Origin of the sequence: Bosea vaviloviae, assembly GCF_001741865.1 — a bacterium.
Classification (GTDB): domain Bacteria; phylum Pseudomonadota; class Alphaproteobacteria; order Rhizobiales; family Beijerinckiaceae; genus Allobosea; species Allobosea vaviloviae.
The window spans coordinates 6,012,173-6,026,939 of record NZ_CP017147.1 but is presented as its reverse complement, the minus strand read 5'-3'; the positions used below and the strand labels follow the sequence as shown (position 1 = coordinate 6,026,939).

General features: G+C 65.3%; 11 protein-coding genes. 6 read left to right on the top strand and 5 right to left on the bottom strand.

The features are described 5' to 3' along the window. Positions 1 to 140: 140 nt before the first annotated feature. Both glmM and BHK69_RS27895 read left to right on the top strand, forming a co-directional pair. The gene (gene glmM / locus BHK69_RS27900) at positions 141 to 1,484 is read left to right on the top strand and encodes a phosphoglucosamine mutase (RefSeq protein WP_069692951.1); all 1,344 of its coding nucleotides are present in this window, start codon (positions 141 to 143) and stop codon (positions 1,482 to 1,484) included. 459 nt (positions 1,485 to 1,943) lie between these two features. After that, positions 1,944 to 2,795 carry an outer membrane protein gene (locus BHK69_RS27895; protein ID WP_069692950.1) on the top strand — a complete coding sequence of 284 codons (852 nt, stop codon included), beginning with the start codon at positions 1,944 to 1,946 and terminating at the stop codon, positions 2,793 to 2,795. 72 nt (positions 2,796 to 2,867) lie between these two features. Here BHK69_RS27895 and gpmI read toward each other — a convergent pair whose 3' ends face one another. Beyond that, complete coding sequence (gpmI, locus tag BHK69_RS27890) at positions 2,868 to 4,382, bottom strand: 2,3-bisphosphoglycerate-independent phosphoglycerate mutase (RefSeq protein WP_069692949.1); 1,515 nt, start codon at positions 4,380 to 4,382, stop codon at positions 2,868 to 2,870. Positions 4,383 to 4,668: 286 nt separating this feature from the next. Between gpmI and BHK69_RS27885 the strand changes: the two genes are divergently transcribed. Further along, positions 4,669 to 5,355 carry a glutathione S-transferase family protein gene (locus tag BHK69_RS27885; RefSeq protein ID WP_069692948.1) on the top strand — a complete coding sequence of 229 codons (687 nt, stop codon included), beginning with the start codon at positions 4,669 to 4,671 and terminating at the stop codon, positions 5,353 to 5,355. A gap of 30 nt (positions 5,356 to 5,385) precedes the next feature. Here BHK69_RS27885 and BHK69_RS27880 read toward each other — a convergent pair whose 3' ends face one another. After that, positions 5,386 to 5,973, bottom strand: a complete 588-nt coding sequence (locus BHK69_RS27880) for a dioxygenase family protein (protein ID WP_069692947.1) — start codon at positions 5,971 to 5,973, stop codon at positions 5,386 to 5,388. A gap of 211 nt (positions 5,974 to 6,184) precedes the next feature. Here BHK69_RS27880 and BHK69_RS27875 point away from each other — a divergent pair, with 211 nt between their 5' ends. After that, positions 6,185 to 7,858 (top strand): formate--tetrahydrofolate ligase, encoded by a 1,674-nt coding sequence (locus BHK69_RS27875; protein WP_069692946.1) that lies wholly within the window; start codon positions 6,185 to 6,187, stop codon positions 7,856 to 7,858. A 97-nt stretch (positions 7,859 to 7,955) separates the two neighbouring features. On the opposite strand, the gene BHK69_RS27870 is transcribed toward BHK69_RS27875, so the two are convergent. Next, positions 7,956 to 8,996: an L-idonate 5-dehydrogenase gene (locus BHK69_RS27870; RefSeq protein ID WP_069692945.1), complete on the bottom strand. Its 1,041-nt coding sequence runs from the start codon at positions 8,994 to 8,996 to the stop codon at positions 7,956 to 7,958. 141 nt (positions 8,997 to 9,137) lie between these two features. Between BHK69_RS27870 and BHK69_RS27865 the strand changes: the two genes are divergently transcribed. Then, positions 9,138 to 9,905: an SDR family NAD(P)-dependent oxidoreductase gene (locus tag BHK69_RS27865; RefSeq protein WP_069692944.1), complete on the top strand. Its 768-nt coding sequence runs from the start codon at positions 9,138 to 9,140 to the stop codon at positions 9,903 to 9,905. 68 nt (positions 9,906 to 9,973) lie between these two features. Here the strand turns inward: BHK69_RS27865 and BHK69_RS27860 are convergent, their stop codons facing one another. Then, positions 9,974 to 11,983: a hypothetical protein gene (locus BHK69_RS27860; protein ID WP_069692943.1), complete on the bottom strand. Its 2,010-nt coding sequence runs from the start codon at positions 11,981 to 11,983 to the stop codon at positions 9,974 to 9,976. A 110-nt stretch (positions 11,984 to 12,093) separates the two neighbouring features. Then, on the bottom strand, positions 12,094 to 13,386 hold the full coding sequence (locus BHK69_RS27855; protein WP_069692942.1) for an MFS transporter: 1,293 nt from the start codon (positions 13,384 to 13,386) through the stop codon (positions 12,094 to 12,096). 492 nt (positions 13,387 to 13,878) lie between these two features. On the opposite strand from BHK69_RS27855, the gene BHK69_RS27845 reads away from it, so the two are divergent. Next, positions 13,879 to 14,715, top strand: a complete 837-nt coding sequence (locus BHK69_RS27845; protein WP_069692940.1) for an IclR family transcriptional regulator — start codon at positions 13,879 to 13,881, stop codon at positions 14,713 to 14,715. Positions 14,716 to 14,767 lie beyond the last annotated feature (52 nt).

Genomic DNA, 14,767 nt, shown 5'->3' with positions numbered 1-14,767 from the left:
TCGCAGTCAATGGCAGCGCCTTGCGCCGCTCGGCCCCGTGGTCGGATAGGATTCGTCACAAATCGTGAGAAGGCGGAAACCAATTCCGGCTATAGAAGGAAGCCGGATCGAGCCTGAGGGCTCGTGTGGACAGAGCAAACATGACACGCAAATATTTCGGAACCGACGGCATTCGCGGGCGCGCCAACGGCGTCATCACGCCCGACCTCGCCTTGAAGGTCGGTCAGGCGACCGGCATTGCCTTTCATCGCGGCGAGCATCGCCACCGCGTCGTCATCGGCAAGGATACGCGGCTCTCGGGCTATATGATCGAATACGCCATGGTCGCGGGCTTCACCTCCGTTGGCATGGACGTGATGCTGCTCGGCCCGATGCCGACGCCGGCCGTGGCGATGCTGACGCGCTCGATGCGCGCCGATCTCGGCGTCATGATCTCGGCTTCGCACAACCCCTATGAAGATAATGGCATCAAGCTGTTCGGCCCCGACGGTCACAAGCTGAATGACGAGGTCGAGGCCGAGATCTCGGCCCTGCTCGATTCCGACCTGTCGCCGCGGCTCTCGACCTCGCCGATGCTCGGTCGGGCCAAGCGCATCGAGAGCGCCCATGCCCGCTATATCGAATTCGCCAAACGCACGCTGCCGCGCAATATGAGCCTGGAGGGCCTGCGGATCGTGGTCGATTGCGCCAATGGCGCCGCCTACAAGGTCGCCCCCGAAGCGCTCTGGGAGCTTGGCGCAGAGGTCATCGCGATCGGTGTCGAACCGGACGGGCTGAACATCAACAAGGATGTCGGCTCGACCCATCCCGCCGCCTTGATCCAGAAGGTGCGGGAATTGCGCGCCGATGTCGGCATTGCGCTCGACGGCGACGCCGACCGCGTATTGATCGTCGATGAGCAGGGACAGGTCGTCGATGGCGACCAGCTCATGGCGGTGATCGCGCGCAGCTGGCAAGAGGATGGGCGGCTCTCGCAGCCCGGCATCGTCGCGACGGTGATGTCCAATCTTGGCCTGGAGCGCTATCTCGGCGGCCTCGGCCTGTCGTTGGCGCGGACCTCGGTCGGCGATCGCTATGTGCTCGAGCATATGCGCGCTCATGGCTTCAATGTCGGCGGTGAGCAGTCCGGCCACATCATCCTTTCCGATTATGGGACGACGGGCGATGGGCTGGTCGCTGCGCTGCAGCTTCTTGCTGTGGTGAAGCGCCAGGACAAGCCGGTCTCGGAGGTCTGCCACTGCTTCGAGCCGCTGCCGCAGATCCTCAAGAATGTCCGCTACAAGCAGGGCCATCCGCTCAAGGAGAAGCCCGTCGTCAGCGCCATCGAGGCGGCGACGCAATTGCTCGGCGCGGGCGGCCGGCTCGTCATCCGCCCGTCGGGCACCGAACCGGTGATCCGGGTGATGGCGGAGGGCGATGACGCCGACCTCGTCATGCGCGCGGTCGACGATGTCGTCGAGGCCGTGACGAAGGCTGCGGCGTAAAGGCCAACTGGCGCTGTTGCTTATCCTCGGAGCCGCTCCGTCATACTGGACGAGAGGCCCTCGGGTCCGGCCTTCGGCCGGCCCAAGGACGCAGCTCCGGGATGCATCATAGAGCCAGACTTGTCGAAGGATCGGCGCTCCGACGGATCCCGGGACTTCGCGGAGTTTATCCTTGGGCTGCTCGAAGATCGGAGCCGAGGGCGAAGCTCAGGATGACTGGCGGTTCCGGGCCAAGATGATCAACCTGGCCAGGGCCGCTGCGTCCCAGCGGATTGGCGGGCCGTTAACCCGAAACCCATCGCAGTTAGGAATTCGGTAAGTATTGGGGGGTGCTTCACTCTTTTTTCAGGTTAAGCGTTAGGGTTAAGTCTCATTTAAGAAATCCCTGTCAACGTCCTTCCTATCGGTAACTCGCGCGAGCTGCGTTCTTGGCGTCGCGCAAACTCGAAGGACACTGCCATGGGCAGCCTGAAAATCCTTGCGCTGGCAGGCGTCATGGCTGTCAGCGCCTCCGCGCTCGCAACCGCCGCCGATTACATGCCGGCTCCGCCGCCGCCCGAGCCGCTTGGCCTCAAGGGCTCGATCTCGAGCGGCATCTATCTGCGCGGCGATATCGGTGTCGGCTATCAGTCGGTCAGCAAGTACCATCAGGACGATGTCGCGGCTTTCGGCGGCAGCTTCTTCGGAGCGGCCGAGGGCAACCACGCGGTCTTCGGCGGGCTCGGCATCGGCTATCGCTTCAACAACTGGTTCCGGGTCGATGCGACCGGCGAATATCGCGGCGGCTCGACGATCGGCACCAACGACATCATCTACAACCCCTTCGCGGGGGTGAACCAGACGAACACTTACAAGGGCAACCTGTCCTCGATGGTGGCGCTGTTCAACGGCTATGTCGATCTGGGCACCTGGAACTGCCTGACGCCCTATATCGGCGCCGGTATCGGCTATGCCTCGAACAGGATCACGGGCCTGACCGATCAGGGCATCGTCGGCATCTCGCCGACGCTCGGCACGGCGGCCAGCGGCACCAAATCGGGCCTCGCCTGGGCGCTGATGGCCGGCGTCGGCTACGAGGTGAACAAGAACCTCACGCTCGAACTCGGCTATCGCTACCTCAATCTCGGCGATGCCCGCTCCGGCTCCATCAACAACGCCTTCCTCGCCGAGAGCTACGCGCCGCTCAAGGCCAAGGACATCGACAGCCACGATTTCAGGATCGGCATGCGCTGGAACTTCGGCGAGTCGGATTGCTGCGGCCCGGTCGAACGCCCGGTGGCCTATGCGCCGCCGACCGTGCGCAAATACTGAGAGCCGGCAAAATCTCGCATTCTGGCGGCGCGGACCTCGGGTCCGCGCCGTTTTCGTTGCGGGCGGCCGCTATCAGCGCAATAGCGAACGGCCGGTCATCTCGGCCGGCTGCGGCAGGCCGATCAGGGCAAGCAGCGTCGGGGCGATATCGGCGAGGCGGCCTTCAGCCAGGGCCATCGCGCCGCTGCCGACCAGCATGATCGGCACCGGGTTGGTGGTGTGGGCGGTATGCGGTGCCCCCGTCACCGGATCGACCATCAATTCGCAATTGCCATGGTCGGCGGTGACGATGAGCGAACCGCCTGCTGCCGTGATCGCGTCGGCGATGCGCCCGAGGCCGGCATCGACCGTCTCGACGGCCTTGATCGCGGCTGCGAGCACGCCGGTATGGCCGACCATGTCGGGGTTGGCGAAGTTCAGCACGAGGAGATCATAAGCGCCGGACTGGACCGCCTCGACCGCCCGCTGGGTCAGTTCGGGCGCCGACATCTCAGGCTGCAAATCATAGGTAGCGACCTTGGGGGAGGGCACCATGACGCGGTCCTCGCCCGGATAGGGCGTCTCCTCGCCGCCATTGAAGAAATAGGTGACGTGCGGGTATTTCTCGGTCTCGGCCATGCGGATTTGTGTCATCCCAACCTTGGCGACCGTCTCGCCGAGGCCGTTGGCGAGCGTCTGCGGGGCGAATAGCGCCGGCATCAGCGGGTCGAGCTCCGCGCTGTAGGAGGTCATGCTGACAGCCTTGGCGAGCACGGGTCGGCGCGGACGCGCGAAGCCGGCGAACTCAGGCTGAAGCACCGCACCGAGAATCTCGCGAATCCGGTCCGAGCGGAAATTGAAGCTGAGCAGCCCGTCGCCGTCCTGCATGCCGCTAAAGCCTGCGACCACGGCAGGCTTGATGAACTCGTCGGTCGTGCCTTGCGCATAGGCGCTGGCGATCGCGGCCTGCGTATCGGCGAAGGTCTGGCCTTCGCCCTCGACCATGGCGCGCCAGGCCTGCTCGACCCGTTCCCAGCGATTGTCGCGATCCATCGCGAAATAGCGGCCCGACAGCGTCGCGATCGCGGCCTGCGGCGGCAGCGCGGCGCTCAAGGCTGCGACATAGGCGGCGGCCGATTGCGGGGGCGTGTCGCGGCCGTCGGTGAAGATATGGATGCGGACCGGGATGCCATTCCGAACCAGGATTTGCGCCAGCGCAACCGCGTGATCCTGATGGGCATGGACGCCGCCAGGCGAGACCAGCCCAAGCAGATGGCAGGCGCCGCCGCTGGCCTTCAGCGCCGCGATCAGGCCTGTGCCCTCCAATGCGCGTGCGATCGAGCCGTCGGTGATCGCCTGGTTGATGCGCGGCAGATCTTGCATCACCACGCGGCCGGCGCCGAGATTGAGATGGCCCACCTCCGAATTGCCCATCTGGCCGCCCGGCAGGCCGACATCGAGGCCCGAGGTCTTGAGGGTGGCGTGCGGGGAGGCGGCCCAGAGCCTGTCGAAATTCGGCGTGTTGGCGAGGCGGACGGCGTTGTTCTCGCTCTCCTCGCGGCAGCCCCAGCCATCGAGGATCATCAGCATCACGGGGCGTTTGGGCATGGGCTGTCCTTTAGGCGCGGTTTCGGAGCAGGGGAGGCCGATAGCATGGCCTGATGTCGCGAGCGAGGCGGTCGCGCCTGCGCTTGACGCTCAAGCGGGTGCACGCATTCCTGATGGGCAAAGGGGCCGCCGGCCGCTTACGCTGCGCGCCGTCCCCGACTCCCGTTCAAGAACGGGCGCAGAGGGCGCCGAGCCAAGAGCAGGATGCGAAAAAGTGGGAACCGGTTTTTCGCATTGATCCTGCCCTCACTTTTAGATGAAATCATCCGACTCCAGGAGATGACGCGTGATCAAGTTCTATTATCACCCCTCACCGAACCCCGCGAAGATAGCCCTGTTCCTGGAAGAGGCCGGTCTGCCCTATGAACTCGTGCCGGTCGACACCCGCAAGGGCGAGCAGTTCAAGCCGGAATTCCTGACGATCAACCCCAACGCCAAGACGCCGGCATTGACCGATGGCGATGCCACGATTTTCGACAGCAATGCGATCCTGCTCTATCTCGCCGAGAAGACCGGCCAGTTCCTGCCGGAGAATACGCCGAAGGCGCGCGGCGAGATGTTGTCCTGGCTGATGTTCGTGGCGACGGGCATCGGCCCCTATTGCGGCCAGGCGGTGCATTTCAGCCGCTTCGCGCCGGAGAAGATCCCCTACGCGATCAACCGCTATGCCCGCGAGGCCGAGCGGCATTGGGGCATCATCGACGCGCAGCTCGGCAAGCAGCGCTACATGCTCGGCGAGGCCTACACCCTGATCGACATGTCGGTCTGGGGCTGGGCGACGCGGCTGTCCTTCGCGGTCGGCGACGAATGGGCCACGAAATTTCCCAATGTGAAGCGCCATCTCGACGAGATATCCGCGCGCCCCGCCGCGCAGCGAGCCGTCGCGCTGAAGGATGCATTCGCCTTCAAGGCGGATTTCGACGACGAGGCGCGGAAATTCCTGTTTCCGCAGAACGCGCATCTGGTGGCCTGAGCAAATTCGCGGCCCGGCGGGTCTTCCGCGTCAGGCTGAGATCACGAAATCGAAGCGGCCGAGCTTTCCGCCCTCGGCCGCGCGGATCTGTATCAGGAGCGATTTGTCGTAGATGCCGTCCCTGGCATTGCCCGGCTCGTCGGGAAAATAGAGTTGCGTCGTCAGCACGGGGCCGTTGCCGGCCCGCAGCTTGACGTGGAAATGCCGCGTCCGGCCCGGATAGAGCCCGGGGATGCGGGTGATGAACTGGTAGCGGCCCTGCTCGTCGGTCAATTGGTGGCCGCGAAAGCGGAAGCCGGAATTGTCGTAATCGCCACTGTCATTGGCGTGCCAGAGATCAACCAGGGCGCCAGTGACAGGGCGGCATTGCCGGGTCAGGACGAAGCCGGACAAGGCCAGGATGTCGCCGGAGCCGTCTCCGCGCAAATCGCGCTTCAAGGGCGATGACGGGACGAAATAAGGGCCCTCCGTCTGCCGCTTCGTCGTCGCGGCTGGGGCACCGCAGGCGGGCGTCAGCGGCAGTTCGGCCTCTTGCGCCACGGCAAGGCGCGGTAATGCCAAAGCGGCGAACCCGGCCGCGGAGAGGCTGGCTGCAACGAGGTCGCGTCTGCTGATCATGATGTCGGCTCCAGTTGGAGTTCGGCGTCTAGTCTATCAAGAGGGCTGAAAGCCGGCGCCTGCTTGTCTGCGTTTTTCTCAACTCTGCTCCGCTCGACAGCGCGCCTGATTTGCAGGAAAGCAGTGGCAGCACGGCCGGTTTCGCGGCAGTGTCGCAGCGCCGATTCCGCGCCCGCCGCTTCAGGCTCCGGCGCGCTCCCATGAGGATGGAATGCCGACCGATATCGAAATTGCGCGCGCGGCGACGCTGAAGCCGATCGCAGCCATCGCCGACAGAGCCGGCATTCCCCAGGAGGCCCTCAACCCTTACGGCAAGTTCATCGCCAAGGTCGATACATCGGCTATTCCCGATTTCGCGAGCAAGCCCGATGGCAAGCTGATCCTGGTCACGGCGATCAGCCCGACGCCGGCGGGCGAGGGCAAGACGACGACGACCGTGGGGCTGGGCGACGGGCTTTCGCGCATCGGCCGGAACACCATGATCGCGCTGCGTGAACCTTCGCTGGGGCCCTGCTTCGGCGTGAAAGGCGGCGCGGCTGGCGGCGGCTATGCCCAGGTCGTGCCGATGGAGCAGATCAACCTGCACTTCACCGGCGATTTCCACGCCATCACCAGCGCGCATAACCTGCTCGCGGCGATGATCGACAACCATGTCTATTGGGGCAACGCGCTCGCGCTCGACACCCGCTACATCGCCTGGCGGCGGGTGATGGATATGAACGACCGGGCCTTGCGCTCGACAGTCTCCTCGCTCGGCGGGGCCAGCAACGGCTTTCCGCGCGAGGACGGCTTCGACATCACCGTCGCCTCCGAGGTGATGGCGATCTTCTGCCTGGCGAAGGATCTGCCAGATCTGGAGGAGCGGCTTGGCCGGATCGTCATTGGCCGCACGCGCGACAAGCGCCCGGTCACGGCAGCAGAGCTCAAGGCGACAGGCGCGATGAGCGTGCTGCTCAAGGACGCCGTGATGCCCAATCTGGTGCAGACGCTGGAGGGCACGCCGGCCTTCGTCCATGGCGGCCCCTTTGCCAATATCGCCCATGGCTGCAATTCGGTGATCGCAACGCGGGCCGCGCTCAAGCTCGCCGATTATGTCGTGACGGAAGCCGGCTTCGGCGCTGATCTCGGGGCCGAGAAGTTCTTCGACATCAAATGCCGCAAGGCCGGCCTCAAGCCTGCGGCTGCCGTCGTCGTTGCCACCGTGCGCGCCCTGAAGATGCATGGCGGGCTGGCCAAGGATAGCCTGGTCAGGGAGGATCTCGCGGCGCTGGAGGCGGGGCTCGCCAATCTGGCACGGCATGTCGAGAACATCCGCAAATTCGGCGTGCCGCCGATCGTGGCGATCAATCATTTCACCAGCGATACGGCGGCCGAGCATGATTTGATCCGCAGCTTCTGCCGCAACCATCTCGGCGTTGAGGCGGTGATCTGCCGCCATTGGGCAGAGGGTGGAGCCGGCGCCGAGGAGCTGGCGAACAAGGTCGTGGCGCTGGCGGAAGGCGGCGAGGCCGATTTCGCGCCGCTCTATCCCGACGTCATGCCGCTCTGGGACAAGCTCGAGACCGTCGCGCGCGAGATTTATGGCGCCGCCGGGCTCGTCGCCGATGCCAAGGTGCGCGCGCGCTTTGCCGAGCTCGAGGGTGCCGGACATGGGGCACTGCCGGTCTGCGTGGCGAAGACGCAGTATTCCTTCTCCGCCGACCCGACGCTGCGCGGCGCGCCGTCAGGCCATATGGTGCCGGTGCGCGAGCTCAGGCTCTCGGCCGGAGCAGGCTTCGTCGTCGCGATCTGCGGAGACATCATGACGATGCCCGGCCTGCCGCGTGAGCCTGCGGCCGAGCGCATCCATATCGATGCGAACGGACAGATCGAGGGGTTGTTCTGAATCGGGCCGTCATGGGCGGCCTTGAGCCGACCATCTCGTGCCATCACTCCTCATTGTCATGAGATGCCTGGGTCAAGCCCGAGCATGACGCCGTCCACTACGACGCGAAAGCCAGCTGCACCTTCATCGCCTTCGACTTGTCGGCGGCGAGATCGAAAGCCTCGATCGCGCGCTCGACCGGGATCGATGCCGTCAGCAGCGGCGAGAGGTCGATGCTGCCTGAGCCGATCATCGCCACTGCCCAGTCGAACTCCTCATGGAAGCGGAAGGAGCCGCGCAGGTCGAACTCCTTGGCGACGAGCACATTCATCGGCAGGGTGAAATTGCCGCCGACGCCGATCTGCACGATGGTACCGCCCGAGCGCACCACATCGAAGGCGCCCGTCAGCGCGTGCTGATTGCCTGAGGCCTCGAACATCACGTCGAAGGAGCCCTTCTCAGCACCGTATTCCGCCTTCAACCGTTCCGGCTCGGCCATGACGTTGATCGCGGCGGTCGCACCCATCTTCAGCGCTGTCGGCAAGGGGCCATCGACCACATCGGTCGCGACGATCTCGGAGGCTCCAGCTGCCTTGGCCGCCACCACCGCCAGGACGCCGATCGGGCCTGAGCCCGTCACCAGCACGCGCTTGCCGAGCAGCGGGCCGGCGCGCTTGGCGGCATGCAGGCAGACCGAAAGCGGCTCGGCGAAGGCGGCCATTGCCGCGCTGACGCCGGCTGCGACCTTTACCGCCTGGCGCTCCTCGACGACGAGAATATCGCGGAAACCGCCCTGGACATGGGGAAAGCGCATCGCCGAGCCGTAGAACAGCATGTCGGTGCAGTGTTGCTGCTGGCCCATCTGGCAATAGCGGCAGCGCCCGCAGGCGCGGCTGGGATTGACCGCGACGCGGTCGCCGGGCTTGACGCGCGAAACCTCGCCGCCCACGGCCTGGACCGTGCCGGCGATCTCATGGCCGAGGATCATCGGCTCCTTGATGCGGATCGTGCCGAAGCCGCCATGCAGGTAATAATGCAGGTCGGAGCCGCAGATGCCGCCGGCCTCGATGCGCACGCGGACATCGAGCGGCCCGAGCTCAGGGGCGGTCGTCTCCTCGACGCGCAGATCCTTTTCGGCATGGATGACGACGGCGCGCATGGCGTTCTCCCGGTGCAAGAGTTGGCTATCTTGGCCCAGCTTGCGATTGTCTAATCGATTGAAAGATGCTTACCGAAATCGGACCCGCGCAGGCAAACGCAAACTGCGCGGGTCAGACGCGCCGTAACCGGAGATCCACCGATGTCGCTTTCTCTGTTCAGCCTCGCGGGCAAGATCGCCCTGATCACCGGCTCCGGCCAGGGCATCGGACTGGCGCTTGCCGAGGGTTTGTCGGAGGCCGGCGCACATGTCGTGCTCAATGGCCGCGACAAGGCCAAGCTGGAAGCGGCGGCGAAGACGATCTCGGCTGCCGGCCGCAAGGTCTCGGTCGCCCCCTTCGACGTCACGGATCAGGCGGCTGTCGAGGCCGGCGTCGCGACGATCGAGGCCGAGATCGGGCCGATCGACATCCTGATCAACAATGCCGGCATGCAGAAGCGCGCGCCCTTCACCGAGTTCCCGGTCGAGGGCTGGCACGAGGTCATGGCGACGAACCTGCATTCGGTATTCTATGTCACGCAAGCCGTGACCAAGCGCATGGTGCCGCGCAAGCGCGGCAAGGTCATCAGCATCGGCTCGGTGATGAGCGAGCTCGGCCGCGCCACGATCGTCCCCTACACCGCCTCCAAGGGCGCGGTGAAGATGATGACGCGGGGCCTGGCCGCCGAGCTCGGCAAGCACAACATCCAGGCCAACGCGATCGGGCCGGGCTATTTCACCACCGAGATCAACAAGGCGCTGATCGCCGACGAGGCGTTCTCGGCCTGGGTCAGCAGCCGCACGCCGGCCGGTCGCTGGGGGGAGACGAAGGAGCTGGTGGGCGCCGCGATCTTCCTGTCCTCGGCGGCATCGGACTATGTCAACGGCCATCTTTTGATGGTCGATGGCGGGCTGACCGCGGTGGTGTGAGGGCGTCTAGAGTTTAGAGCATTGCTCTTGCGAAAAACCGGTGCCCACTTTTCCGCTGGAGAAATGCTCTAGGGTCGACGCGCCTGCGGGTCCGGGTGTCCGTCGATGCGCATCTGGAAGAGGAAATAGGTTGGCGAACAGAAGCCGTAATCCTTGACCAGATCGGCCGCGCCGGGCACGTCGTCGGGCATCGCCTGGCACATGTAATCCTCACGGCAGAAGCTCGTGGCGCTGCAGGTGCCGCGATTGCCGCGCGTGACGGATTTGGCGAGGCAGGCGTCGAAATTATTGGTCGCGACGCAATCGTCGAAGGCCTTGCCACCAGCGAGGCCGCAAATCTCGTCGGGCGTCTTGCCGCCCGCAAAGCCGGCGAAATTCTTGTCGGCGGCGTTGCATTGGCGATAGGCCATGCCGCCGGGCACGCCGATCTTGGCCGGCCGGCAATTGAAGCTCTCTTGCGAGAAGTTCTTGGCGAAGGCGCCGAACTGCCCGGTCAGCTTGTAGGTGTCGAGATAGGGCTTGCCGATGACCGTCGTGATTGCGCCGGAGAGGCAGGGCTGGCCTGAAAAATTCCGGGCTTCCTCCAGCTTCAGGCATTGCCCGAGCTCGGTGCCGACGGAGGGGTTGGCGATGATCGCCTTGCAGCTCGAGCCGCTGCCGCAGGTCCAGTATTCGCCGAAGCTCGAGCGGGCTGCATCGGTGAGGCACGGCATCGTCAGCCCTGCAGCGCGATAGCTGAACGGCTTGCCGGGCTGCCAGCTGGCAGGCGGCGCGAAGGAGAGCGGGCGATAGCGGTCGGGTTCGCGGCCCGCCGCCATCGCCTCGATATAGGTCGCGCGGCGGATGGTCTCGGCGTGAAAATGCGGGGAGATTCCGGTCTTGATCCGGTTCAACGGCGATGTGCTGGCGTCGTCGAGCCCGAACATATGGAAGCCGGCCGTCGCATTGGCCTGATGGCAGCCCATGCAGGTGCCGTTGTCCAAGCGCTCGATGACGCCGCGCGCCGTGCGGACCAGGCGCGTCGCGCCCAGATCCAGGCCGGCCAGCGCGCCTGCCGGCAATATTTCCGTGAAGGGGTGGTTGGCGAAGCGGGCACTGCCGAAGGTCGAGTACGAGATCGCCTTCGTCGCCAGGAAGCGCGCCGGCAGCAGGTAGACGCCCTGGTCGATCGCCGGAACATGGTCGCGGACATAGTCGACAAGGTCCTTGCGCAGAGCTGCATCGGCCTTCAGGCGGGCAATGTCGGGCGTATTCTCCAGCGGCTTGGGCGAAAGCGTCGGCACCCCGTCCTGTTTCGAGGCCGCGAAGACCCGCAGCAGATAGGCGGCCTGCCCGCCGAACTGCGTTTCCATGCCGGAGGGAAAGCGCACGATCTGTGCGTTGATCTCGACCTGCTTCAGGCTCAATCGCGCCCGTGCAAGTGGCCCCTCGATGATCGCCTTGGCGCTGACGGCAGCCGCCGCGCTCGTCTGCTGGGACAGCCAGAGCGCGGCCGTATCGTTGCAGGTCTCGCCGGGTAAAGCCGCGGCTGTAAAGACGGCATTCAGCGTGAAAGGTAGGCGCGAGGCGAGCTGGCGCTTCAGCTTCGGATCCTGGAACGCGTAGGCGAGGCGATAGATCAGGCGAACCTCGCCGCAGCCGGTCTCGCCGTCCAGGCTGGCGAAATCGCGCCGGTCGAGCCGATTGACGATGGCGCTCAGCCGGAACTGCGCGATCGGCGAATTCAGCCAGCCGAGATCGATGATGCGGCCGACATTGCCATCGGTGACTTCGAACAGCTTGCGTCCATTGACGGCCATCTCGGCGCGCAGGCCCGAGACGTCGTCGCGGACATGGCTCGCGATGACACGGAAGGCTGCGCTGGCGCGCGTGAGATCGGCGGTCGAGGAGGCCTGCGCCTGTCCAAGGATCGCGCCGAGAGAAAAGCCCGCCGCCTCGATCTGCCGCAAGCTCGCGACGTCCTGGATGTCGGTCAGCACGGGCCGGCGATTGGGAGGCTGCTGCGCCGATAGTTCGATCGCCGCCATTGCCGGAATGAGCGAGGCGAGGGCGATCCTGAAGCCAGCTGACCAGCGCATCCGCTCTCTCCGCACTGAGGCGCCGTCTCGCTATGATGTGAGGATAGCGAGACGGCGGTGCTCTCGTCCAGAGCGTTTCCGATCCATTGGATCGTTCAACAGCTCGAGATCTAGCGTACGCCGAGCCGGCGGCAGAACCACAGGCTGATGATGCTCAGCATGATGATCGCCGTCAGATAAATGCCGGGGCTGGTGCGGTCGCCGGTCTGGGCGACGAGCGCGGCGGCGACCAGCGGCGTGACGCCGCCGAACAGAAGCTGGCCCAGCACATAGCTCAACGAAATGCCCGTCGTCCGCCGCCGGACCTGGAACAGGTCCGAGAGCAGGGCCGGCGCGGTCGCGAAATAGCCGGAATACATCACGAAGGCGAGCAGCGCCTGGATGGTGACGAGCTTGGCAAGCGTCGGCTCCTGAACCAGCCAGATGAACAGCGGGTAGGTCATCAGCAGGCCGATGACGGCGAAGACCAGCATCACCGGGATACGGCCGACCTTATCGGAGAGATGTCCGAACATCACCGGCATGACCGTGTTGATCAGGCCTGCGACCATCGTGCCGATCAGCGCCTGCTCCGTCGTGAGCTTCAGCGTGGTGATGGCGAAGGTCGGCATGTACTGGTTCATGAAGCTGCCGGCGGCTCCGGCCGCGACCACACCCGCGCCGATCAGCACGATGCGCTTGTCATGAGCGGCGATCTCTCGCAGCGGATTCTTGGCGTGCTCGGTCGTGGTGAAGAGCGGGCTCTCCTGCGCGCGCTTGCGGATGTACCAGGCGACCGGGCCGATCATCACGCCGAAGATGAACGGGATGCGCCAGCCCCAGGCCAGCACCTGCTCGGGCGTCAGAAGCGTGTTGACCGCATACGCCGAAAGTGAGGCCAGAAGCACCGAGAAGCCCGAACAAGCCCACTGGATCGAGGCATAGAAGCCGGCTCGCTTGGGGTCCTGCTCGGCCATCAGCGCGGTTACGCTGCCGAACTCGCCGCCAGCCGAGAAGCCCTGCACCATCCGCGCCAGGATCAGCAGAACCGGAGCGGCCAGGCCAATGGTGGCGTAGGTCGGGAGGATCGCGGTCACGCCCGTGCCGACCATCATCAGCAGGGCCGAGAGCACCATTGCGGGCTTGCGGCCCGCCTTGTCGGCATAGGCGCCGATGACCATGGCCCCGAGCGGGCGCACCAGCCAGGCCGAGGCGAAGGTGCCCAGCCCGAGCAGGATGCCCACCGTCGGGTCGGCAGTCGGGAAGAACAGCTTGGCGAAGACCGGCACGAACATCGCGTAGATGACGAGGTCGTACCATTCGAACACTGCCCCGATCGAGCCGGCGAGGACAGTGCGCCGGATCGCGCGGTCACGCTCGGTCTGGGTCAGCGCAACGGGAGGCGTGAGCGCGATATCGGTCATGACATTGGTCTTCCTGCTGGAGGGACACCGCGCTGCGGCTCGCGAGTAAAACAGCTGATGGAGAAGGCCTCGATCGGCGTTGGGCTTTCGCCGTCGCGGATGAGTTCGGCCAGGACCTCGCCGACGCCGGGCGCGATCTGGAAGCCCGCGCCGGCGAAGCCGAAAGCGTGGAACAAGCCAGGCGTCGTGCCGCTTGATCCGTGCGGGCGAGGCGATGGAGCAGCGGCATCTCCGCGCCCCTCACACCAATCCGGCGGGAAAGACGTCGAGGCCAAAGGCGACGCGTGCGTCACCATCGACAAGGCTCGGCGATGGCAGCGTCGGAAGACCCATCGACACCTCGAGCGGAAAGCACGCGATCGATCTCGGATCGACGCACCGGACTGCGGTGCAGCAAGGAGAGGGTCACCATCGGGATGGGTCAACGGTAAATTCCATATGACAAAATTTTTATTGTCATAATTTCGCTATATAGAATTTTATCGTGATCTCATGAGTGATGTTGACTATACTGCTGAAACTGCCGGACCCCAATCTAGCTTGCGTCGGGCCCTGGCCCTGCTCCGCGTCATCGCGGCGGGCGATGCCGCCGGCATGCGTCTGAAAGACATCGCCCTGACAACCGGCTGCGGCCAGCCGACGGCTCATCGCGCCTTGCGCGACCTGATGGCGGAGGGTTTCGTCGAGCAGGCCGCGGGCGGCAAGCGCTATCGGCTCGGGCTCGACTTCTTCGTGCTGGCGGCGCGGGCGGGCCAGGCCGGAGGCCTGCGCGATCTGGCGCGCCCGGCGTTGCTGCGCTTGTCGGCGACCTTGAGCGACACCGTCTTCCTGCTGGTGCGCAACGGCTATGACGCGATCTGCCTGGACCGGATCGAGGGACCCTTCCCGATCCGCACCTTCACCGGCGACATCGGCGGCAAGGTACCGCTCGGCCTCGGCCAGGGCAGCCTCGCCATGCTGGCGCATCTGCCCGAGGGTGAGCGCGAGGCGGTGATCCGCTTCAACATGCCCCGCCTGCTCGATCGCGGCTATCTCGATGAGGCGGCGCTGCGTAGCGCGCTCGACACGACCCGGGCACAGGGTTGGGTCAATCTCAACAGGGGCCTGATCCCAGGCATGGCGGGCGTCGCCGTGCCGATCCTCGATCCCGAGGGCCGCGCTGTCGCCGCGCTCAGCATCGGCACGCTGGCGGAACGGCTGCGCGAAGAGCGCCTGCCGAAGATCGTCGCCATGCTGCGCGTCGAAGCGGCAGCGCTTGCGGCCCGGCTCAACCCGTTCGACATGGCGCTGCGCTATCCCGCGCGCAGCCTCGGCACGATCGCCATGTGACAGTCTTGCCATGTGACAGTCTTGCCATCTGACAAGCTTGCCTCGCAGGCGC

What these genes read in the sequence shown, in the direction of transcription:
- BHK69_RS27860 (WP_069692943.1), bottom strand. Translation starts at nt 11,983, where the DNA reads ATGCGCTGGTCAGCTGGCTTCAGGATCGCCCTCGCCTCGCTCATTCCG.
- BHK69_RS27845 (WP_069692940.1), top strand. Translation starts at nt 13,879, where the DNA reads ATGAGTGATGTTGACTATACTGCTGAAACTGCCGGACCCCAATCTAGC.
- BHK69_RS27870 (WP_069692945.1), bottom strand. Translation starts at nt 8,996, where the DNA reads ATGCGCGCCGTCGTCATCCATGCCGAAAAGGATCTGCGCGTCGAGGAG.
- BHK69_RS27855 (WP_069692942.1), bottom strand. Translation starts at nt 13,386, where the DNA reads ATGACCGATATCGCGCTCACGCCTCCCGTTGCGCTGACCCAGACCGAG.
- BHK69_RS27880 (WP_069692947.1), bottom strand. Translation starts at nt 5,973, where the DNA reads ATGATCAGCAGACGCGACCTCGTTGCAGCCAGCCTCTCCGCGGCCGGG.
- BHK69_RS27865 (WP_069692944.1), top strand. Translation starts at nt 9,138, where the DNA reads ATGTCGCTTTCTCTGTTCAGCCTCGCGGGCAAGATCGCCCTGATCACC.
- BHK69_RS27895 (WP_069692950.1), top strand. Translation starts at nt 1,944, where the DNA reads ATGGGCAGCCTGAAAATCCTTGCGCTGGCAGGCGTCATGGCTGTCAGC.
- BHK69_RS27875 (WP_069692946.1), top strand. Translation starts at nt 6,185, where the DNA reads ATGCCGACCGATATCGAAATTGCGCGCGCGGCGACGCTGAAGCCGATC.
- gpmI (WP_069692949.1), bottom strand. Translation starts at nt 4,382, where the DNA reads ATGCCCAAACGCCCCGTGATGCTGATGATCCTCGATGGCTGGGGCTGC.
- glmM (WP_069692951.1), top strand. Translation starts at nt 141, where the DNA reads ATGACACGCAAATATTTCGGAACCGACGGCATTCGCGGGCGCGCCAAC.